The following is a 19,527-nucleotide window of genomic DNA, read 5'->3' as shown; positions in this document are numbered from 1 at the left end:
TTAGAGTTATCTATGCTTTGCTTACTAAAAGGATGCTCTTTAATCCAACTCATTGCTTATAGTTGACTCCTTAAAAATAAAATTTAATACCCATTGATAAAAGTCCTCCTGTAAATTTAGCCTTTCCTTTTAAAACCTTTTCAGCTCCATGTGCCTCATAATCTACAACTAGATATAAAAATCTTGGATAAAAACTAATTGCTGTATGTTTATTGATAAAATACTCAAAGTCTATACCACAGTGAAAACCTGCTTCAGAATCAGGCTCAATAACAACAGGATATTTTAAATATTGCCACCACTTACTTACATCCATTTTAGGTGAGTAATAACCTGTGCCTATACAAGGAGAGATAAAAAAGTTTTCTCCAAAAATCTTTTTAAATTGAAATTGATAAAGCAGAGAAAACTCCGCTGCCCAAATTTCTATGTGTCCTATTTGATATTCTCCTGTATCAATGTCAGGGGAAGTTAAAAATAAAACCCTTGTTTCAAACCATAAATCATGAAAGATTCTTACTGCCATAGGGATTTCAAAATACGGCCCTTCTTCAACCTTAGGATTATGTGGAAATGAAGCACCTACTCTGCAGCCAAAAGAAAATATGGGTTTATCACTTGCGTTTGCTATGTGCGAAAGGATTAAAAAAATCAAAAAAAGACCCCAAAATCTTTTTATTTTTACCATGGAGTCCTTTCCAATGTCTTTTCAGTAAAAAGTTTTTCACTAATCCCTTTATTAAAACTAATTTCTTTAAAGATTACTACATCTGAATGACCAGTACGTAAATTTTTCACCTCCCATAGATCATCTGATAGACAACCATCCTTAAATATCTTAAAGTGCCGAAAAAGTATCTTATAAATTCTATCTTTGACATCATAGTATTGGTCAAAGATGGCAAAACCTGTATCTTTATCCAACCAGATGATTCTTTTTGTATAATACCAGTTTTTTCTTTTAGGTATGGCTTCAATCTTATAGCATGGGAGTCCTTCATAATAAGTTTTATTCGTATATATACTTTTATATCCAGGAAATTTTGCTTTACCTATCAATTTATAATTCTCATAACCAAAGCGGCGAGTAGAAACCTCCTCAACTGTAAATTCACTGCCCATAAACGAATCATCTTCTTCTGCTTGAGAAACTTTTCTTATCTTTTTCAAAGAGGGAAGCCAAATCCATATATCATGTTGTTTTTTAGGGTCAATATAGGCCCATGTTAATACAGCAAGCCCCTTTGTGTACTCAGGATAGGTAATAACTACCAAATCTTTGTAATCAAGCCCCTTCTTTCCATGAAATAATATTCTTTTTCTTATATATTTTTTCTTTCTTTGGAAACCAGCCTTATCTATCATAATTATCTCTCCAGAGAGGTTATAATCACGAGCAAACCTTTTATATTTTAAGTCAAACCATACTTTCATTAATTCTTCTGCTGTAGGATTTTTTGGTAAAGGAGGTAACTGACACTTAATCTCGGCATAACAAATGCTCGCTATAAATAAAAAACACAAAAGCAATCTTTTCATTTTACTAACTCACGAGCAACAAAGGAGTCTGTTATAAGCACATTAAAATATTTACCTTTTAAAGCCGCCTTTATTGCCTGAATCTTTTCCTCACCACCAGCTACAGCTATCACCCATTTATCATCCCTTTTTGCCATTTCTCTAAGTTGAGATAGAGTTATGCCTATTACCCTCTTTGCAAGCTCTTTCAATTCATCTTCTCCAACTTCTAACAGAGGTTCTCCATTTTCATATATAGGAGCCATATTTATTTCTGCTACTACTCCTTTTTTCTTTAATTCTTCAGGTGTTATTCCTTTATTCAGATAAGCCAATTGTGCAAATCCAGGAGTTTCAAGCTCAATTGAGCCAATTCCTACCAAAAATATATCAACATTTTGGCTCTCTTCGTAAATCTTTTTTACCTCAGGGATCTTTAAATATTCCTTTTCATATTCTTCCCTACTTGATGCAGGTACAGATGGGAGATTGAATGCTTCTGCATCTGGATATTTTGATACCATCTGTTCTACTAAGACATTAGATGATAATCCTGCCACTTTTACCATAGGAGTAATGGACAAGGGATAAATCTTAAGTTTAGAAAACCTTTGTGGCTGTAAATTAACAATTAAGTTAGAAAGTGTCCTCCCACAACCTAGACCAATCTTTGCTCCATCTCTAGCTATCCCTTCAAAATATCTTGCCCCTTCCTTTGCGATAACCTTAAGTACTCTATCAAAACTTTTGCCATCAGGCACCACAACTCTTACATCACGTAAAAATGGATATTTTTCCTTAATTTCCTTTTCTAAACTAAGCTCTTTAGGGATCTCAAATTTAAGTTCTTTAGCTATAATCTCCATAACTTTTGGCAATGTTGTATATTCCATATCATCTAAAGAAAGGCGATGAGGTTGAAATGGCCCATGGCTTCTTATATAATTGGCAATTTCATTAGCTTTTCTTCTTGCCTCATCAAAACTTGGATCATCAAACATATCCCTTGGGCCTATTAATTTTCCATTGCAGAGTTGAAATCCTGCAGCTATAACTCGTGGAGGGCCATCAAATCTTGAAGGATTTGCCTGATTAAATGTTACTGGCATAAGTGGGCCATTATGGGAACCTCTCATCCAGCCTTCAACAAGATGAGGAAACGAAAATGGTTCTAAAATCTCTCCTATAGCAGGAAATCCACTTTGAGATCTAACAATCATTACAGGATCATCTTTACCCACATATCTTCCAGCCATAAGCCCTAATTTCTGTGTAGAAGCAACAGCTACAATATCATTTGTGCCTTTTTTATAAACACTTTGAATTACATACCTTCCAGTGGCACCAATTAAAGCTAAAAGATCATACATATCTTCTGGGCAAGATAATGTGTATATTCTATCTTCGATAACATCCAAAACTTGAAATATAAATCCATCATGCATAGAGGGATCTATAACTAAGCCTGCAGTATTAAATGGATCTGCAAATATTTTAAAAAGGGGAAGATTCCATGCACCTGGAGATGTTTTATCTGCCATAAAAATAATGATGGCTTCACTCTTTCTTTCTTCAAACTCCATTTCAGCAACTCCTGGCCCCATACCACGTATAGTACCTGCAAAGGCATCTGAAAGTAGGTCCTGACCAGCGCCATAAAGTTTTAATTCTTTAGCCAATTCAGTACATTTAACAAACACATCCCATGCTAAACCATGGATTTCATCACTTTCCACACCTTTATCATGTGTCATTATAAGCTCTAAATCATCACCGCAATTTGTTACATGATAGTCAATAATAGTTTCTTTCTCCTTTGCTTTAGATAATAATTCCTTAGCCTTTTCCAAAACTTTTGGATGTGAACTTGAATGTCCCACCCATCCACCAATATCTGCTTTAATAACAGATAATGTCACTCTCATATGCAACCTCCTTTTTTCATTTGACAAAATCTTATCACCATTATAGGAGAAAAAAAAATCTTTTACAAGATTTTTATTTATGGCAATCCTTAACCTTCCCAAGGAAGTTTTGCAGGAAAAATTTTTCGTTTATTCCTAGGGTCTTCAATGAATTTAAAAAATGCTTCTAATCCTGGACAATTTTTATAAGGATGCTCTTTTTCAAATGGATTTTTTTCTTTTCTTCTTTTTCCTATCGCTGAATTTGGATCATAACCATATTGATCTGTGCGAAATTCACGAATAATCTTAGCTTCTCGTCTCCATGCTGATGGTAAATCTATTGGAACATTAAAACCATCAAAACAGAATCTATAAAATGGAAAACGAATAGCTGCTCGATGCAAATCAAATCTTCTTTCTTTAAATGTCCAACTGACAACAACAATGCGATAAGGATAATATCCAGTCACTTGTTGAAAACGACAGATGCTAAAAAGTAAATTTTCAAATGAATCCCTTGCATAATCTTCAGTGACTGTTCTATTTTGAACATCTGTTCTTAACTTACGTTTTATTTCAAACTCATCAGGAATCCAAAACTTGTAATATTTAGCAATACTTAAATAAGTTTTTGCTCCACTCCATTTTCCCTGTTTTATCTGTCCTCCTGATAGCACTAATAATGCATTAGGATTGTTGGCAATATGGACTATTCCTCTCCTAACATGTTCTATGTAAAATGGAGGTTCACCAATCTGAAACGGTTCTAATATCCAATTATTATCCTTTTCAGGATTTTCCAATTTTTCTTCTTTTATATTGTCTTTAAATGCAGCATCGCATGTTACTATTATTAAATCCCTTAAGGCTTCCATCTTAAATCTAAGTCTCTTGCAGCTTTTACTTCATCAAGCCTTTTTACTGGCGTAGTTAATGGGGCATTCTTTAAAATTTGTGGTTTTTTTTCTGCCAACTTAGCAATTTCAATCATTGTTTCAATAAATCTATCCAATGTTTCTTTAGACTCTGTTTCTGTTGGCTCAATCATCAATGCCTCTTTAACAATAGTAGGGAAATAGACTGTTGGGGGATGAAATCCCTTATCAATTAAATATTTGGCAATATCTATAGCACGAACACCATTTTTTGCTTGTTTTTTAGCAGAAAAAACACATTCATGCATACAAATCCTATCATATGGTAAGTCATAATAATCTTTAAGACGTACACGAATATAATTAGCATTTAAAACCGCATGCTCACTTACAGCCATAAGCCCAGACTTTCCTAAAAGCAATATATATGCATATGCCTTTAAAATAACAATAAAATTTCCATAAAAAGGCGAAATATAGCCAATAGAATCAGGACAATCAAATTTTAAAGTAAAACTTTCATTTTCTTTTTTAATTATCCTAGGAATTGGTAAAAACTTAACCAATTCTTTTTTTACTCCTACTGGTCCTGCGCCTGGCCCACCACCACCATGTGGTGTGGCAAATGTTTTATGTAAATTTAAATGTACAATATCAAAGCCAATATCTCCTGGTCTCATTTTCCCCATAATTGCATTTAAATTTGCTCCATCATAATACATTAAAGCACCAGCTTTATGTGCTAAATCTGCAATCTCTTTAATATGTGGATTAAAAAGACCTAATGTGTTAGGGCAGGTTAGCATTATAGCAGCTACTTCTTCATTAAGCTTTTCTCTGTATATATTTAAATCCATACAACCATCTTTATCAGTTGGAATGACAATCACATCATAGCCACAAACTGCTGCTGAGGCAGGGTTTGTACCATGAGAAGAATCAGGCACAATTATATATTTTTTCTTTTTACCATAATGTTTATGAAATGCAGAAATTAACAATAATCCTGTTAATTCACCATGGGCACCTGCCAAAGGTGTCATTGTAAATGCATCCATACCTGTAATTTCGCACAGAAGTCTTTCTGTTTTATAAATTATTTCTAATGCACCTTGTACTGTATCCTCTAAAATATAAGGAAGAAAAGGATGAAGATTTAAAAATCCTTCAAGGTTTGCAATTTGTTCAGCAAATTTTGGATTATATTTCATTGTGCATGAACCCAAAGGGTAAAAATGGGTATCTATGGAAAAATTGAGCTGTGAAAGTTTAGTAAAATGTCTTATTACATCCAATTCCGAAACTTCAGGCAAATTTGGTGCTTTTTCTCTTTTATATTTTTCAGATATTTCTTCTTGAGCTACATCCAAATCAGGAAGCTTTATCCCTTTTCTCCCTTTTTTGCTTTTTTCAAAGATTAATTGCATCCTTTAATGTCTCTACAAAATTCAATATTTCCTCTTTTTTCCTTTTTTCTGTTACAGCAATTAAAAGATAATTTTCCATCCCTTTATAAAAATTGCCTAGAGGAAGACCGGCAACAAAGCCTTTATCTATCATAATTTTTGCTATTTCATTTGCATCTTTTTTTAAATAAACAACAAATTCATTAAATGTTGGTGAATTTATTATTTCTATACCAATTTCTTTTAATTTCTTTTTAGTAAACTCGCTTTTATAGTAATTTAATTTTGCCAATTCAATAAATCCTTCTTTGCCTAAAATAGAAAGATAAATTATTGCCCTTAAGGCACAAAGAGCTGCATTAGTACAAATATTAGAAGTAGCCTTTTGACGTCTAATATGTTGCTCTCTTGTTTGAAGTGTTAATACAAAACCTCTTTTCCCCTCTTTATCAACTGTTGCACCTACAATCCTTCCAGGCATCTTGCGAACAAATTTTTCTTTACAGGCAAGAAAGCCCAAATAAGGCCCGCCAAAAGCTAAAGGTATACCTAAACTCTGTCCTTCACCAACAACAATATCTGCACCCATTGCCCCAGGTGTTTTTATAAGTCCTAGAGAAATTGGATAAACAGATTCTATCACTAATGCTCCAAAACTATGTGCCTTTTCTATAATATCTGTATGATCATCAATTGTGCCAAAAAAATTTGGGTTTTGTAAAATGATAGCAGCTGTTTTTTCATCTAAATGTTTGTAAATTTTATCTCTGTCTGCTTGTCCAATGTTAGGAGGAAGTTTAATAATTTCAAGAGGAAGATTTGCTGTATAGGTAAAGAGCATTTTTTGATAGATAGGATTTATTCCTCCATCTATAATAATTTTTTTCCTCTCTGTAATCCTTAAAGCCATCATTACTGCTTCACATAAAGCAGTGCCACCATCATAAAGGGAAGCATTAGCTATATCCATGTCAGTTAAGATACAAATGGCTGTTTGATATTCATACATTGTTTGTAATATACCTTGCGAACATTCTGGCTGATATGGAGTATAAGCAGTGTAAAATTCACTACGAGAAGAAAGGGCATCTACTATTGCTGGAATATAATGGTCATATACACCACCACCTAAAAAATAAATAAGAGAATAATTATTTTTTTGTGAAATTTTTTTAATATCTTCTTTTACTTCAAATTCAGACTTACCTTCTGGCAGATTAAATGATTTAGGTCTAAGTTCTTCACCAATATCAACAAACAATTCTTCTATAGAAGAAACACCAATGATTTTAAGCATCTCTTCAACTTCTTCTTGAGTATGAGGTATGTAACTCATACAATTTCCTCTAAATATTTTTTATAATCTTTAGCAGACATAAGGTTTTCTTTTTCCTTCTTATCAGCAATTTCTATTACTATTAGCCAACCTTCTTCATATGGAGATTTATTGATTAATTCAGGAGATGTAGAAAGTTTTTCATTTATTTTTATTACTTTTCCTGACATAGGAGCATATACGTCAGAAACTGCCTTCACTGATTCAATAGAAGCAAAAGGTTCAAATTGTTTAATTTTATCTCCTATTTTAGGTAATTCTACAAATGTAACATCACCTAATGCATTTTGAGCATAATCAGTAATGCCAATTTCTCCTAAATTATTTTCTATTTTTATCCATTCATGTTCCTTAGTATAAAATAATCCTTCAGGAATATGCATTTTTACCTCCATTTATCTCCTTAATGAACCTTCTTTATAAAATGGTCTTTTGGTAATAGTAGCCTCTATTTCTATCTTATCTTCTTTAATAAAAACTTTCATACCTAATTCACAATAATCTATTTCCACATAACCCATACCTATTCCGCAAGCAAGACTTGGTGAGAATGTACCACTGGTAATAAAGCCAATTTCTTTATTATTTAAATATATTTTATAACCGTGCCTTGGCGCACGACGTGAACTTGCTATAAGACACACAAGTTTTTTCTTTATTCCTATTTCTTTTTGTCTTAAAAGAGCTGTTTTCCCAATAAACTCCTTTTCAAAATTTACAAATCTTTCTAAATCTGCTTCTAATGGTGTAGTTTTTTCGGTTATGTCTTGTCCATAAAGTGGATAACCCATTTCTAATCTTAATGTATCCCTTGCTCCTAAACCAGCAGGTTTTACTCTCTTGTTTGAAAGTAATAGATGCCACAAGTCTACTGCTTTATCACTATTTATATACAACTCATAACCAAGTTCTCCTGTATAACCTGTACGGCTAATTAAAACATTTTCACCTAAAATAGGAAAATAATCAAAATGATAATACTTTAACTTATCAATATCTTGACCAACTATATTTTTTAAAATTTCTCTTGAAAGAGGCCCTTGTAAATCAAGTTTAGCTGTTTTAAAAGAAATATTTTCTATCTCTGTTTTAATATAATTTTTTAAATGTATTTCATCTTTATTCAAAGGTTCAGCATTTACTACTAACATCCATTTATCTTCAGCTAATTTATATACAATGAGATCATCAATAATTCCGCCTTTTTCATTTAACATAAAGCCATAAGAACATTTTCCTATTTCCATACTTTCCAAATCAGCAGTTATAACTTTATTTAAATTATTTTCCTTAAGATGACCATAAATAATAAATTCTCCCATATGGCAAGTATCAAAGAGTGAACAGTAATTTCTTGTCCAATGATGCTCAGAAATTATACTTTCATATTGAATGGGCATTAACCATCCAGCAAATGGTTCCATTTTTGCTTTTAATCTTTGATGAATTTCGAATAAAGGAGTTTTTTTCATCTGTATTGAGGATAACCAATTATTAAAATATCATTATCAAATCTTCTTAAAGACACTTCTTTTAATAAAATAGCTTTATCTGCAGAATCAATACCTAATTCTGCAATCATGGATAGATTTTCTGCTCCAAAAATCTTTGGGGCATAAAAAAAATAAATTTTATCTACTAATTTTTGTTGTAAAAAACTGGCTGCTACTTTTGCTCCACCTTCTATCAAAACAGAAGTAATTTGTTTATTTCCTAAAAGTTTTAAAACCTCTTTTAATGATAATTTTCCATTTTCTAAATCTACTTGCCAAACTTCTGTTCCCAATGCTTTTAATTTTTTTATCTTTTCTGAAGGTGCATTAAAAGAAGTAACAATAACTGTTTTTGCTGGAGAATCTAAATGAAGTACCTTTGCTTCTAAAGGGATACGTAAATTTGTATCTAAAATAATCCTTATGGGGTCTTTTCCTTTTCTTTTTGGTAATCTTGTAGTTAATGAAGGATTGTCTTTAAGAATAGTGTTAATTCCTACTAAAATAGCATCATGTATATCCCGTAAACGGTGAACAAAAATTCTTGAATTTTCATTAGTAATCCATGTAGTTTTATTAGCTAAAGCAATTTTACCATCCAGTGTAGCTGCTAACTTTAAACTAACAAAAGGAAATCCAGTAGTAACATATTTAATGAATACTTCATTTAAGCGACGACACTCTTCTTCTAAAATGCCTGTTTCTACTTCTACTCCTTTACTTCTTAAATATTCTACTCCACCACCTTTTACATGCGGATTTGGGTCTCTCATTCCAACAAATACTCGTTTTATACCAGCCTTTAAAATAGCCTCTGTGCAAGGTGGTGTTCGTCCATAATGATTGCAGGGCTCAAGAGTAACATATAAATCAGCCCCTTTTGCTTTTCTTCCTGCTGCTTTAATAGCTTCTATCTCTGCATGAGGTAAACCTGCTTTTTTATGATAACCTTCACCTATAATGCGTCCATTTTTTACAATAACTGCACCTACCAATGGATTGGGTGAAGTACGTCCTAATGCCCTTTTTGCCAGTTTTATAGTGCGACGTATATAAAAAAATTTATCCATTCTTTTCTTTTTTATGGGCTAAAATTTCTTCTAATTCTCGCATAAATTCATGGACATCTTTAAAATCTCGGTAAACAGAAGCAAATCTTACATAAGCGACCTTATCCCATTCATGTAATTTTGCCATTACTTTCTCACCAATATCAGAAGTAGGTACTTCTCTTAATCCCATCTCTTGATAACTTTGCTCTAATTCTCTTACAAATTCTTCCATCTGCTCAATACTAATAGGGCGCTTTTGACAAGCCTTTTTTATTCCTTCAAGTACCTTTTGAGGACTAAAAGGTTCACGCCTTCCATCTTTTTTAATAACCATTAATTGAGTTTCTTCTATATATTCATATGTAGTAAACCTACGACCACATTTTAAACATTCTCTTCTTCTTCTAATGGCTGTATTATCTCGACTTAATCTTGAATCTACTACTTTATTTTCCAACGCTCCACAAAATGGACACTTCATTTTGTTTATTTCTAACATTAAAGCTTTGTTTTTTCAATCTGAAGATTTATTTTGTTTTTTTTGAAAGAGAATCTAAGATTTCAAGAAAATTTTTTTTGATTTTTTTATTCAAACTCCTCAAATTTTTAATGGCAATAATTTCTTCTTTTGTTAATGGTAGGATTTCCTGTAATTCTTTTGGAATTAAATCATAACTAGATGCTTTCTCTTGGACATAATAAACTTCATTAAAATTTGTAAAAAAATAAGAAATAGGAATTCCTATAGCTTGAGCAATTTGTTGTAATCTTTCTACACAGATGCGATCATATCCTTTTTCATATTTTTGTATCTGTTGAAAAGATACTCCTATCTTTTCTGCCAATTGCATCAGTGTAAGCCCCTTTTGTTTCCGAAAAAATCTTATTTTTTCCCCTATTTCTATATTAGAAATAATTCGTTTCATTTCGTTTATTCATAACCTTATTTTGAGAAGCAGTCTATAAACCAATTGTTGAATTCTTGACGTTTTCAACTAAAAGTAGTAATAAATCCTTATGTTAAGGATATTGTTAGTAGAAGATGATAAAGATGTAGCTGAGGTTATTTCACAATTTCTTTATATGTTAGGTTATTTTGTGGATATTGCATTTAGTGCTGAAATGGCTTTAAAGCTCTTTAATAAAAATCAGTATAATCTTATTATAACTGACGGAAATCTACCTGGCAAAGATGGTCTATGGCTAATACAAAAAATAAAAAAAGATAGTCCTTTCTTACCCATTTTAGGTATAAGTGGATATGGAGAAATTCAAATCTTTCTATCTGCTGGAGCAGATGCCTTTTTATCTAAGCCTTTCACATTTCAACAACTAAAAGAAAAAATAGATTTTCTATTAAAGGATAATCTTACTTGAATATAATTTGTTAGAGCGCTATATTAAGTTAGCTCAATTTGAAGTAGTTGGAGGAATGTATTATGCTTTTTAAACTTTTGACTAAAATTGTTGGTACAAAAAATGAAAGAGAGCTTAATCGTCTTTCTGCTATTGTAGACAGAATTAATCAATTAGAACCAAATATAAGAAAATTAAGTGATGCTCAATTAAAGGAAAAAACAAAAGAATTTAAAGAAAAATTAGAAAGAGGTGCCACTTTAGATGATCTCTTACCAGAGGCATTTGCAGTAGTGCGTGAAGCAGCAGTAAGGGTATTGGGTCAGCGTCCTTTTGATGTTCAAGTTATTGGTGGCATTGTTTTACATGAAGGAAAGATTGCAGAGATGAAAACAGGCGAAGGAAAAACACTAGCTGCTACTATGCCTGCTTATTTAAATGCATTACTTGGTAAAGGAGTACATATTGTTACTGTAAATGATTATCTGGCTAAAAGGGATAGTGAATGGATGGGTGGTATTTATAGATTTTTGGGTTTAGAAGTTGGGGTTATTTTGCATGATATGGATGATATAGAACGAAAAAAGGCATATGATGCAGATATTACTTATGGAACAAACAATGAATTTGGTTTTGATTACTTAAGAGATAATATGAAATTTGATATTTCTGAAGTAGTCCAAAGAGGTCATTATTATGCAATTGTAGATGAAGTAGACAGTATTTTGATTGATGAGGCTCGTACTCCTCTTATTATTTCAGGCCCTGCTGAACGCAGTACTGCCTTATTTTATCAAATAAATCGTCTTATTCCTCATTTAAAAAAGGATATAGATTTTACACTAGATGAAAAAACAAAAACAGCTGCCCTAACTGAGGCTGGGGTAGCCAAAATGGAAAAACTTTTAAAAATAGAAAATCTTTATGATCCTCGTTATATAGAAGTACTTCATGTTATTTATCAATGTTTAAGAGCACATCATCTTTTTAAAAAGGATAGAGATTATATTGTTAAGGATGGAAAGGTAATTATTGTAGATGAATTTACTGGACGCCTTATGCCAGGAAGACGTTATAGCGAAGGTTTGCATCAAGCCTTAGAGGCAAAAGAAGGGGTTGAGGTTCAAAGTGAATATCAAACACTAGCTACCATTACCTTTCAAAATTACTTTAGGATGTATGAAAAATTAGCTGGTATGACAGGTACTGCTGAAACTGAGGCTGCTGAATTTAAAGAGATTTATAATCTTGATGTAGTAGTTATTCCTACACATAAAGAGATGATTCGCATTGATTATCCAGATGTAATTTATAAGACAGAAAGGGCAAAGTTTAAGGCTGTTGTAAGAGAGATTAAAGAACTTTATAAACAAGGAAGACCTGTTTTGGTAGGTACTGTTTCTATTGAAAAATCAGAAAGATTAAGTGAAATGCTGAAAAAAGAAGGTATTCCTCATGCCGTTTTAAATGCTAAGCATCATGCAAAAGAAGCTGAAATTGTTGCTTTAGCAGGTCAAAAAGGCAGAGTAACTATTGCTACTAATATGGCTGGTCGAGGTACAGACATTGTGTTAGGAGAAGGTGTAGCAGAACTAGGTGGATTACACATTATTGGTACAGAAAGGCATGAAAGTCGCCGGATAGATAATCAGCTTCGAGGTAGGGCAGGAAGACAAGGAGATCCCGGTTCCTCCAGATTTTATCTTTCTTTAGAAGATGACTTGTTGCGTCTTTTTGGTGGAGAACGTCTTTCATCATTAATGGATCGTTTTGGTATGAATGAAGATGAGCCTATTGAGCATAAATGGGTCTCAAAGGCTATTGAAAATGCTCAAAAAAGGGTAGAAGCTCATAACTTTGAAATCAGAAAGCAGCTTCTTGAATATGATGATGTTCTTAATGAACAAAGGGAAATCATTTATCGTCAACGGCGAGAAGCTATGGCAGGCAATCTTAAAGAAACTATTTTAGGCATGATAGAAGATGTTGCTGAAAGATTGATAGAAACATACTGTCCTAAAAACATCCATCCAGAAGAATGGGATTATGAAGGTTTAAAAAAGCAAGTAGAACAAACATTTAATTTATCTTTAGAAAAATTTAATCCCTATCCTTCTTCTCAAGAGGCATTATATTCTTATATTACTGAAATGGCTAAAAATGCCTATTTTGAAAAAGAAAAGCTTTTTGGTTCTGAAAATATGCGTTTTTTAGAAAGATATATTGTATTACAAGTAGTAGATACCCTTTGGCGAGAACACCTCATTTCTATGGACTATTTAAGAGAAGGTATTGGGTTGAGAGGTTATGGACAAAAGGATCCTCTTCAAGAATATAAGCGTGAAGGATTTATGATGTTTCATGAAATGATTGAAAGAATTAAAGAACAAACTATTGCCCATCTTTTTAGAGTAGAAATCAGAAGAGAAGAAGAAATTGCAGATTTACGTCCTGAAACTCCAAAGGATATGCGTTTAAGTCATGGTGAAGAGACAAAGAGGACACCAGTAAGACGTAAAACTAGAAAAATTGGGCGTAATGAGCCTTGTCCCTGTGGAAGTGGAAAGAAATACAAGCATTGTTGTGGAAGAAATGTATAATAAAAAAATAAATATTCCTGGTTTCTTAGTAAGTACTACTAAATCTGCTGTCAATATGGTGCTTATTTATAGTGAAAAACCAGCAACAGTTGCTGGTACATTTACTTGCAATCAAGTAAAGGCAGCACCAGTTAAATTGACTAAAAAAAGGGTAAAATCAGGTCTGGCTCAGGCTATTATTATTAATAGTGGTAATGCCAATGCTTGTACAGGAAGACAGGGAGAAAAAGATGCTAAAGAGATGACTGCCCTTGTGGCTAAAGGATTAAAAATTCCTGAAAAATACACACTTATTTGCTCAACTGGAATAATTGGTGAACCATTACCTATGGGAGATATCCGCAATGGTATTAAAAAACTTCTTTCCTCCTTAAAACCTGTTGGATGGGAGGAGGCTGCTAAGGCAATTATGACTACTGATACATTTCCAAAAATAGTATTTAAAAAAGGAAAAATTAACGATACTGTTTTTTCCCTTTTAGGTTTTGCTAAAGGGGCAGGCATGATCATGCCCAATATGGCAACAATGCTTGCCTTTTTTCTTACAGATATAGCTATTGCCCATAAGCCACTATCTGTTATTTTTAAAAAAATTGTATCTCAAACATTTAATCGCATTTCAGTAGATGGAGATACTAGTACAAATGATACTGCTTTAATTTTAGCTAATGGTTATGCAAAAAATCATATTTTAGAAAAAGTGCATCCCATTTTTGAAGAATGTCTTTTTGAAGTAGCATCTGAATTGGCTAAGATGATTGTTAAGGATGGAGAAGGGGCATCTAAATTTATTACTATTGAAATTCATGGAGCACCATCTATAAAAGCAGCTGAAAAAATAGCTTCAACTTTAGCTAACTCTCTTTTAGTAAAAACTGCCATTTATGGAGGTGACCCAAATTGGGGTCGTATTATGGCTGCTATTGGTCGGTCTGGTATAAAATTTGATCCTAAAAAGATTGATATTTATTTTGGTAATTTATGTCTAGTAAAATCTGGGATAGGGCAAGGAAAAGAAGATGAAGCTAAAAAATATCTTACTCAAAAAGAGATAAATATTAAAATTTATTTTCACAGAGGTAATAAAACAATCACTTGGTATGCTTGTGATTTGACACCAGAATATGTAAAATTAAACGCTTATTATCGGACATAATACCTTGCAAAATAGGATACAATGTGATATGTCTCTCCTGCATTATTTTTAAAAATTAAGGAGGAGGTTTTATGGCCTATGTGACGATGAAAGAATTATTAGAAGCTGGTGTACATTTTGGTCACCAAACAAGGCGTTGGAATCCAAAGATGAAACCTTATATCTTTGGAGCACGTAATGGCATTTATATCATTGATTTACAAAAAACAGTCCAACTCTTTAAAATTGCCTATGACTTTATTGTTGAACAAGTAGCTCAAGGGAAGAAAGTTTTATTTGTTGGGACAAAACGTCAAGCAAAAGAAGCAATAGAAGAAGAAGCTAAACGGTGTGGTATGTTCTATGTAAGTAATCGTTGGTTAGGTGGCACTTTAACCAATTTTCAGACTATTAAGAAAAGCATTGAAAAATTAAAGAAATTGGAAAGTATGGTTGAAGATGGCACTATTCAAAACTTTACTAAAAAAGAGGCATTACAGATTCAGCGTCGAATTGAAAAATTGAGAAAAAACCTTGAAGGTATAAAAGATATGGAAGAATTGCCCGGTGTTCTTTATATTGTTGATCCTCACAAAGAAAAGATTGCTGTTCATGAAGCAAGAAAACTTGGTATTCCCATTGTTGCTATTGTAGATACAAATTGTGATCCTGATGAAATAGATTATGTCATACCAGGTAATGATGATGCCATTCGGGCTATTCGTTTAATTACTTCTCGTATTGCTGATGCATGTATTGAAGGGAAAGAAAGGTATGAGAAAGAGATGGCTACATTAGCCGAGGAAGCAGCTGAAGAGATACCAGCAGAATCAGTTGCTTCTGAAGAAATGGCATCAGAACAATCTCTAGGAGAATAGGAGGGAAAAATGCCAGTAAGTATGGCTCAAATAAAGGAATTAAGGGAAAGGACTGGTGCGGGGATTATGGATTGCAAGCATGCATTAGAGGCGTCGCAAGGGGATATGGAGAAAGCAATTGAATGGTTGCGAAAAAAGGGAATGGCTAAGGCTCAAAAAAGGGCAGGTAGGACAGCATTAGAAGGTCTTGTTCATGCCTATATTCATGCAGGTGGTAAAATTGGCGTATTAGTAGAAGTTAATTGTGAAACGGACTTTGTTGCTAGGACAGAAGACTTTCAGAAATTTGTTAAAGAGATTGCTATGCAAATTGCTGCTACTAATCCTTTAGTTGTAAGTAAAGAAGACTTATCTTCAGAGATAATTGAAAGAGAAAGAGAGATTTACCGTCAACAAGCAATTGCCTCAGGTAAGCCAGAAAAAGTAATAGAAAGGATTGTAGAAGGTAAATTAGAAAAATTTTTTGAAGAAGCTTGTTTATTAGAACAGCCCTACATTCGTGATGATTCTTTAAAAGTCAAAGATTTATTAAATGAATTGGTAGCAAAAACAGGTGAAAAAATAGTAATTCGCCGTTTTGTTCGGTTTCAATTAGGAGAAAAATTGGCAGATGAAACTCAAGTATCAAAGGGTAGTGCTTAAAATTAGTGGTGAAGCACTTTTAGGAGAACAATCCTTTGGTATAAGTCCAGATGTCTTAAAATTTTTAGCTAAAGAAATTGCTGAAATAGTAAAAATTGGTGTTCAATCTGCAATTGTGATAGGTGGCGGTAATATATTTCGAGGACGCCAAGCAAAAGCCTTAGGTATAGACCAAGCTACTGGTGATTATATGGGTATGTTGGCAACAGTTATCAATGCCCTTGCCCTTCAAGTAGCCTTAGAAAAAGAAGGTATGGAAGTAAGAGTTATGACTGCTATTCCTATGCGAGCAGTGGCTGAGCCCTATATTCGTCGTCGTGCTATTAGACATTTGGAAAAAGGACGTATAGTAATCTTTAGCGCTGGTACTGGTAATCCTTATTTCACTACAGATACAGCAGCTGCACTTCGTGCAGCCGAAATCAAGGCTGAAGTAATTTTAAAAGCAACTAAAGTAGATGGTGTTTATGAAAAAGATCCTCTTCAATATGCTGATGCTAAAAAATATGATGAACTTTCTTATATGGAAATGTTAGAGAAAAAACTTCAAGTAATGGATGCAACAGCTGTTTCCCTTTGCATGGAAAATAAATTACCTATTATTATCTTTAATATTAATATCCCTGGCAACATTAAAAAGGCAATTTTTGGTGAACCAGTTGGCACTAAAGTCTGTTGAGGAGGGATAATTATGTTAGATGAAGTATATAAAGATGCAAGGACTCGAATGAAAAAAACATTACAAGTATTAGAGCATGATTTAGGGAAAATACGTACAGGTAGGGCTTCGGTAGCATTAGTAGAAGAAATAAAAGTAGACTATTATGGTACTCCAACCCCTCTTAATCAGCTTGCCTCTATTTCTGTACCAGAAAGCCGTCTTATCACTATACAACCCTGGGATCCTTCATCTTTAGGAGCTATTGAAAAAGCTATCCTTAAATCAGATTTAGGATTAACTCCTACAAATGATGGTAAAATTATCCGTATTTCTATTCCCCCACTAACTGAGGAAAGGCGGAAAGAATTAGTGAAAGTAGTACATAAAATTGGAGAAGAAGCAAAAGTAGCCATTAGACAAATTCGCCGAGATGCTAATGAAACACTGAAAAAAATGAAAAAAAATAAAGAAATTAGCGAAGACGAATTTCATCGTGGACAAGAAGAAGTACAAAAAATTACTGATGAATTTATCAAAAAAGTAGAAGAAGCATTAAAGAAAAAAGAAGATGAAATACTTAAATTTTAATCCTCTTAATTCTCACTAATCTTAATTTCTTGCCTGTTTTGAAAAATTAAGCTAGAATGCGTTAATCTTTGAGGGAGAGGAATGAGACCAAATAATCTTGCCCTTATAACAGATTTTTATGAATTTACTATGGCTGCTTGTTATTATCAGAAAAAAATGTTTGCACCGGCAACTTTTAGTCTTTTTATCCGAGAATATCCACCAAATCGAGGCTATTTTGTTAGTGCAGGACTCGAAGATGTTTTAGAATTTTTAGAATCTTTTCATTTCGATCAAGAAGATTTAGACTATCTTGATAGCCTTTCTTTCTTTTCAAAAGATTTTTTACATTATTTAAGTACTCTTCGTTTCACAGGAGATGTTTTTGCCATTCCTGAAGGTAGATTATTCTTTAAAGATGAACCTATTTTAGAAATAACTGCCCCTATCATTGAAGCACAGTTAGTAGAAACCTTTGTAATGAATGCTATAAATCTTCAGGTAACAATTGCTACTAAAGCAGCTAGGTGTGTTCATGCAGCTAAAGGAAAAAAATTAGTGGATTTTTCTTTAAGGCGCACTCAAGGAATAGATGCAGGTCTTAAAGTAGCAAGGGTAAGTTATATTGCAGGTTTTATAGGAACAAGCAATGTATTAGCTGGAAAACTATACAACATTCCTGTTTTTGGTACCATGGCGCATTCCTTTGTCACAAGCTTTGAAAGAGAAATAGATGCATTTAGAGCATTTGCAGAAATGTTTCCTGAAGATACAGTTTTTTTAATTGATACCTATGATACTATTATTGGTGCACACAAAGCAGCTATTGTAGGAAAAGAAATGTTAAATAGAGGGAAAAAATTAAAAGGTGTGAGACTTGATAGCGGTGATATGGCATCTTTAAGTAAAGAAGTAAAGGCAATTTTTAAAGAAGCAGGACTTAATGATATTTCTATCTTTGCCAGTGGTGGTTTTGATGAATATAAAATTGCTAAAGTTATTGAGGAAGGAGCAGAGATAGATGCATTTGGTGTAGGTACAAAAATGGGTGTTTCAGCTGATGCCCCTTATGCAGACATTGCTTATAAGCTTGTTAATTATGATGGACGTCCAGTACTAAAATTAAGTACAGGAAAAAGGACTTTAGTAGGTGAAAAACAGGTTTTTAGAATAACAGATGGAAATTCTCTTAAAAAAGACATTATTGCTTTAAGAGATGAGGAGCTTGAAGGAGAACCTTTGTTAAAACCAGTTATGAAAAAAGGAAAAAGATTGCAATCATCACCTTCATTAAATGAAATCAGAGAAAGATTTCAATTAGAATTCTCTATGCTGGATGACACTTATAAACGTTTAGTTAATCCTGAAACATTTCCAGTAGAATTAGGTCCTAAACTAGAAGCATTGCAAAAACAAGTTATTTTTAAAGTAAGAGAAAAAGAATTGGGGGAAAGTTAAAATGTCTCTTAATAAAGAACAAAAAAAATTTTTATTATCCCTTGCTCGGGATACCATTATGGCTACACTTCAAAATCGAGAATTACCTCAAGTGCGAGTTGATGAATCCGAACTTACAAAATATTGTGGAGCCTTTGTTACACTACACAAAAATGGTCAATTAAGAGGTTGTATTGGTTCTCTTATAGGAGAAAAACCCCTTTATCTCACTGTTCAGGAAATGGCGATTGAAGCAGCATTTCGTGATCCTCGTTTTCCTCCAGTAAGCTTAGAAGAGATGAAAAATATTGAAATTGAAATATCAGTTCTTTCTCCTTTAGAGAGGATTACAGATGTAAATCAGATAAAAGTAGGTGTACATGGAATTTACTTAATAAAGGGATTTAATCGTGGAGTCCTTTTACCTCAAGTAGCAACAGAACATGGTTGGGACAGAGATACATTTCTTGACCATACCTGCCTCAAAGCTGGATTACCACCTGGATGTTGGCGTTCGGGGGCAGAAATTTACATCTTTAGTGCTGAAATTTTTAGTGAAAAGGAATTAGGAATAATAGACTAACATATATCCCAAAATCCGCGATTGAATTTTGGAGAAGGATATTTTTAATAAAGAAATGAGAAAAAATTAAGAAAGAACACC

At 33.0% G+C, this 19,527-nt stretch carries 20 protein-coding genes and 1 pseudogene; 9 read left to right on the top strand and 12 right to left on the bottom strand.

Features of this window, described 5'->3' with window-relative positions; all coding sequences use genetic code 11:
• Positions 1-70: 70 nt before the first annotated feature.
• From LWW95_10060 to LWW95_10005, 12 genes and pseudogenes are all read right to left on the bottom strand, one after another.
• Positions 71-688 carry a hypothetical protein gene (locus LWW95_10060; GenBank protein MDL1957367.1) on the bottom strand — a complete coding sequence of 206 codons (618 nt, stop codon included), beginning with the start codon at positions 686-688 and terminating at the stop codon, positions 71-73.
• Positions 682-1,539 carry an outer membrane lipoprotein-sorting protein gene (locus LWW95_10055; GenBank protein MDL1957366.1) on the bottom strand — a complete coding sequence of 286 codons (858 nt, stop codon included), beginning with the start codon at positions 1,537-1,539 and terminating at the stop codon, positions 682-684. Before LWW95_10055 ends, LWW95_10060 begins: the two co-directional genes overlap by 7 nt.
• Positions 1,536-2,384, bottom strand: a complete 849-nt coding sequence (locus LWW95_10050) for a hypothetical protein (GenBank protein ID MDL1957365.1) — start codon at positions 2,382-2,384, stop codon at positions 1,536-1,538. The genes LWW95_10055 and LWW95_10050 overlap by 4 nt, the downstream gene beginning before the upstream one ends.
• Positions 2,379-3,443: pseudogene (locus LWW95_10045) on the bottom strand (fructose-1,6-bisphosphatase). Before LWW95_10045 ends, LWW95_10050 begins: the two are co-directional and overlap by 6 nt.
• A gap of 89 nt (positions 3,444-3,532) precedes the next feature.
• A complete protein-coding gene (locus LWW95_10040; protein MDL1957364.1) occupies positions 3,533-4,300 on the bottom strand; it encodes a hypothetical protein in 768 nt (255 codons plus the stop codon).
• On the bottom strand, positions 4,288-5,727 hold the full coding sequence (gene gcvPB, locus LWW95_10035) for an aminomethyl-transferring glycine dehydrogenase subunit GcvPB (GenBank protein ID MDL1957363.1): 1,440 nt from the start codon (positions 5,725-5,727) through the stop codon (positions 4,288-4,290). Before gcvPB ends, LWW95_10040 begins: the two co-directional genes overlap by 13 nt.
• Positions 5,711-7,042 (bottom strand): aminomethyl-transferring glycine dehydrogenase subunit GcvPA, encoded by a 1,332-nt coding sequence (gene gcvPA / locus LWW95_10030; protein ID MDL1957362.1) that lies wholly within the window; start codon positions 7,040-7,042, stop codon positions 5,711-5,713. The genes gcvPB and gcvPA overlap by 17 nt, the downstream gene beginning before the upstream one ends.
• Positions 7,039-7,425 carry a glycine cleavage system protein GcvH gene (gene gcvH / locus LWW95_10025; GenBank protein MDL1957361.1) on the bottom strand — a complete coding sequence of 129 codons (387 nt, stop codon included), beginning with the start codon at positions 7,423-7,425 and terminating at the stop codon, positions 7,039-7,041. Before gcvH ends, gcvPA begins: the two co-directional genes overlap by 4 nt.
• A 12-nt stretch (positions 7,426-7,437) precedes the next feature.
• Complete coding sequence (gcvT, locus tag LWW95_10020; protein MDL1957360.1) at positions 7,438-8,514, bottom strand: glycine cleavage system aminomethyltransferase GcvT; 1,077 nt, start codon at positions 8,512-8,514, stop codon at positions 7,438-7,440.
• The gene (gene ribD, locus LWW95_10015) at positions 8,511-9,605 is read right to left on the bottom strand and encodes a bifunctional diaminohydroxyphosphoribosylaminopyrimidine deaminase/5-amino-6-(5-phosphoribosylamino)uracil reductase RibD (protein ID MDL1957359.1); all 1,095 of its coding nucleotides are present in this window, start codon (positions 9,603-9,605) and stop codon (positions 8,511-8,513) included. The genes gcvT and ribD overlap by 4 nt, the downstream gene beginning before the upstream one ends.
• Positions 9,598-10,068 carry a transcriptional regulator NrdR gene (nrdR, locus tag LWW95_10010; protein ID MDL1957358.1) on the bottom strand — a complete coding sequence of 157 codons (471 nt, stop codon included), beginning with the start codon at positions 10,066-10,068 and terminating at the stop codon, positions 9,598-9,600. Before nrdR ends, ribD begins: the two co-directional genes overlap by 8 nt.
• A 46-nt stretch (positions 10,069-10,114) precedes the next feature.
• Entirely contained in the window at positions 10,115-10,513 is a 399-nt protein-coding gene (locus LWW95_10005; protein MDL1957357.1) for a helix-turn-helix domain-containing protein, read from the bottom strand.
• Between the two features lie 91 nt (positions 10,514-10,604).
• Here LWW95_10005 and LWW95_10000 point away from each other — a divergent pair, with 91 nt between their 5' ends.
• The 9 genes from LWW95_10000 (at position 10,605) to amrA (ending at position 19,446) form a co-directional block, all read left to right on the top strand.
• Entirely contained in the window at positions 10,605-10,964 is a 360-nt protein-coding gene (locus LWW95_10000; GenBank protein MDL1957356.1) for a response regulator, read from the top strand.
• 62 nt (positions 10,965-11,026) lie between these two features.
• Complete coding sequence (gene secA / locus LWW95_09995; protein ID MDL1957355.1) at positions 11,027-13,543, top strand: preprotein translocase subunit SecA; 2,517 nt, start codon at positions 11,027-11,029, stop codon at positions 13,541-13,543.
• On the top strand, positions 13,536-14,699 hold the full coding sequence (gene argJ, locus LWW95_09990) for a bifunctional glutamate N-acetyltransferase/amino-acid acetyltransferase ArgJ (GenBank protein ID MDL1957354.1): 1,164 nt from the start codon (positions 13,536-13,538) through the stop codon (positions 14,697-14,699). The genes secA and argJ overlap by 8 nt, the downstream gene beginning before the upstream one ends.
• Before the next feature lie 71 nt (positions 14,700-14,770).
• Positions 14,771-15,556 carry a 30S ribosomal protein S2 gene (gene rpsB, locus LWW95_09985; GenBank protein ID MDL1957353.1) on the top strand — a complete coding sequence of 262 codons (786 nt, stop codon included), beginning with the start codon at positions 14,771-14,773 and terminating at the stop codon, positions 15,554-15,556.
• 9 nt (positions 15,557-15,565) lie between these two features.
• Positions 15,566-16,198: a translation elongation factor Ts gene (gene tsf / locus LWW95_09980; GenBank protein MDL1957352.1), complete on the top strand. Its 633-nt coding sequence runs from the start codon at positions 15,566-15,568 to the stop codon at positions 16,196-16,198.
• A complete protein-coding gene (gene pyrH / locus LWW95_09975; protein ID MDL1957351.1) occupies positions 16,167-16,877 on the top strand; it encodes a UMP kinase in 711 nt (236 codons plus the stop codon). The genes tsf and pyrH overlap by 32 nt, the downstream gene beginning before the upstream one ends.
• A gap of 12 nt (positions 16,878-16,889) precedes the next feature.
• Positions 16,890-17,447, top strand: a complete 558-nt coding sequence (gene frr / locus LWW95_09970; protein MDL1957350.1) for a ribosome recycling factor — start codon at positions 16,890-16,892, stop codon at positions 17,445-17,447.
• 81 nt (positions 17,448-17,528) lie between these two features.
• Positions 17,529-18,884: a nicotinate phosphoribosyltransferase gene (locus LWW95_09965; GenBank protein ID MDL1957349.1), complete on the top strand. Its 1,356-nt coding sequence runs from the start codon at positions 17,529-17,531 to the stop codon at positions 18,882-18,884.
• Position 18,885: 1 nt separating this feature from the next.
• On the top strand, positions 18,886-19,446 hold the full coding sequence (gene amrA, locus LWW95_09960) for an AmmeMemoRadiSam system protein A (protein ID MDL1957348.1): 561 nt from the start codon (positions 18,886-18,888) through the stop codon (positions 19,444-19,446).
• Positions 19,447-19,527: the final 81 nt, after the last annotated feature.

The sequence above is a fragment of the Candidatus Desulfofervidus auxilii genome, from assembly GCA_030262725.1.
GTDB lineage: Bacteria > Desulfobacterota > Desulfofervidia > Desulfofervidales > Desulfofervidaceae > JAJSZS01.
This window is presented reverse-complemented; position numbering and strand designations above follow the sequence as displayed.

Coding starts and splice junctions, on each gene's coding strand:
- nrdR (MDL1957358.1), bottom strand. CDS start 10,068: ATGAAGTGTCCATTTTGTGGAGCGTTGGAAAATAAAGTAGTAGATTCA.
- gcvT (MDL1957360.1), bottom strand. CDS start 8,514: ATGAAAAAAACTCCTTTATTCGAAATTCATCAAAGATTAAAAGCAAAA.
- ribD (MDL1957359.1), bottom strand. CDS start 9,605: ATGGATAAATTTTTTTATATACGTCGCACTATAAAACTGGCAAAAAGG.
- tsf (MDL1957352.1), top strand. CDS start 15,566: ATGCCAGTAAGTATGGCTCAAATAAAGGAATTAAGGGAAAGGACTGGT.
- argJ (MDL1957354.1), top strand. CDS start 13,536: ATGTATAATAAAAAAATAAATATTCCTGGTTTCTTAGTAAGTACTACT.
- rpsB (MDL1957353.1), top strand. CDS start 14,771: ATGGCCTATGTGACGATGAAAGAATTATTAGAAGCTGGTGTACATTTT.
- LWW95_10060 (MDL1957367.1), bottom strand. CDS start 688: ATGGTAAAAATAAAAAGATTTTGGGGTCTTTTTTTGATTTTTTTAATC.
- LWW95_09965 (MDL1957349.1), top strand. CDS start 17,529: ATGAGACCAAATAATCTTGCCCTTATAACAGATTTTTATGAATTTACT.
- gcvPA (MDL1957362.1), bottom strand. CDS start 7,042: ATGAGTTACATACCTCATACTCAAGAAGAAGTTGAAGAGATGCTTAAA.
- amrA (MDL1957348.1), top strand. CDS start 18,886: ATGTCTCTTAATAAAGAACAAAAAAAATTTTTATTATCCCTTGCTCGG.
- LWW95_10040 (MDL1957364.1), bottom strand. CDS start 4,300: ATGGAAGCCTTAAGGGATTTAATAATAGTAACATGCGATGCTGCATTT.
- frr (MDL1957350.1), top strand. CDS start 16,890: ATGTTAGATGAAGTATATAAAGATGCAAGGACTCGAATGAAAAAAACA.
- gcvH (MDL1957361.1), bottom strand. CDS start 7,425: ATGCATATTCCTGAAGGATTATTTTATACTAAGGAACATGAATGGATA.
- pyrH (MDL1957351.1), top strand. CDS start 16,167: ATGAAACTCAAGTATCAAAGGGTAGTGCTTAAAATTAGTGGTGAAGCA.
- LWW95_10005 (MDL1957357.1), bottom strand. CDS start 10,513: ATGAAACGAATTATTTCTAATATAGAAATAGGGGAAAAAATAAGATTT.
- gcvPB (MDL1957363.1), bottom strand. CDS start 5,727: ATGCAATTAATCTTTGAAAAAAGCAAAAAAGGGAGAAAAGGGATAAAG.
- LWW95_10055 (MDL1957366.1), bottom strand. CDS start 1,539: ATGAAAAGATTGCTTTTGTGTTTTTTATTTATAGCGAGCATTTGTTAT.
- LWW95_10000 (MDL1957356.1), top strand. CDS start 10,605: ATGTTAAGGATATTGTTAGTAGAAGATGATAAAGATGTAGCTGAGGTT.
- LWW95_10050 (MDL1957365.1), bottom strand. CDS start 2,384: ATGGAGATTATAGCTAAAGAACTTAAATTTGAGATCCCTAAAGAGCTT.
- secA (MDL1957355.1), top strand. CDS start 11,027: ATGCTTTTTAAACTTTTGACTAAAATTGTTGGTACAAAAAATGAAAGA.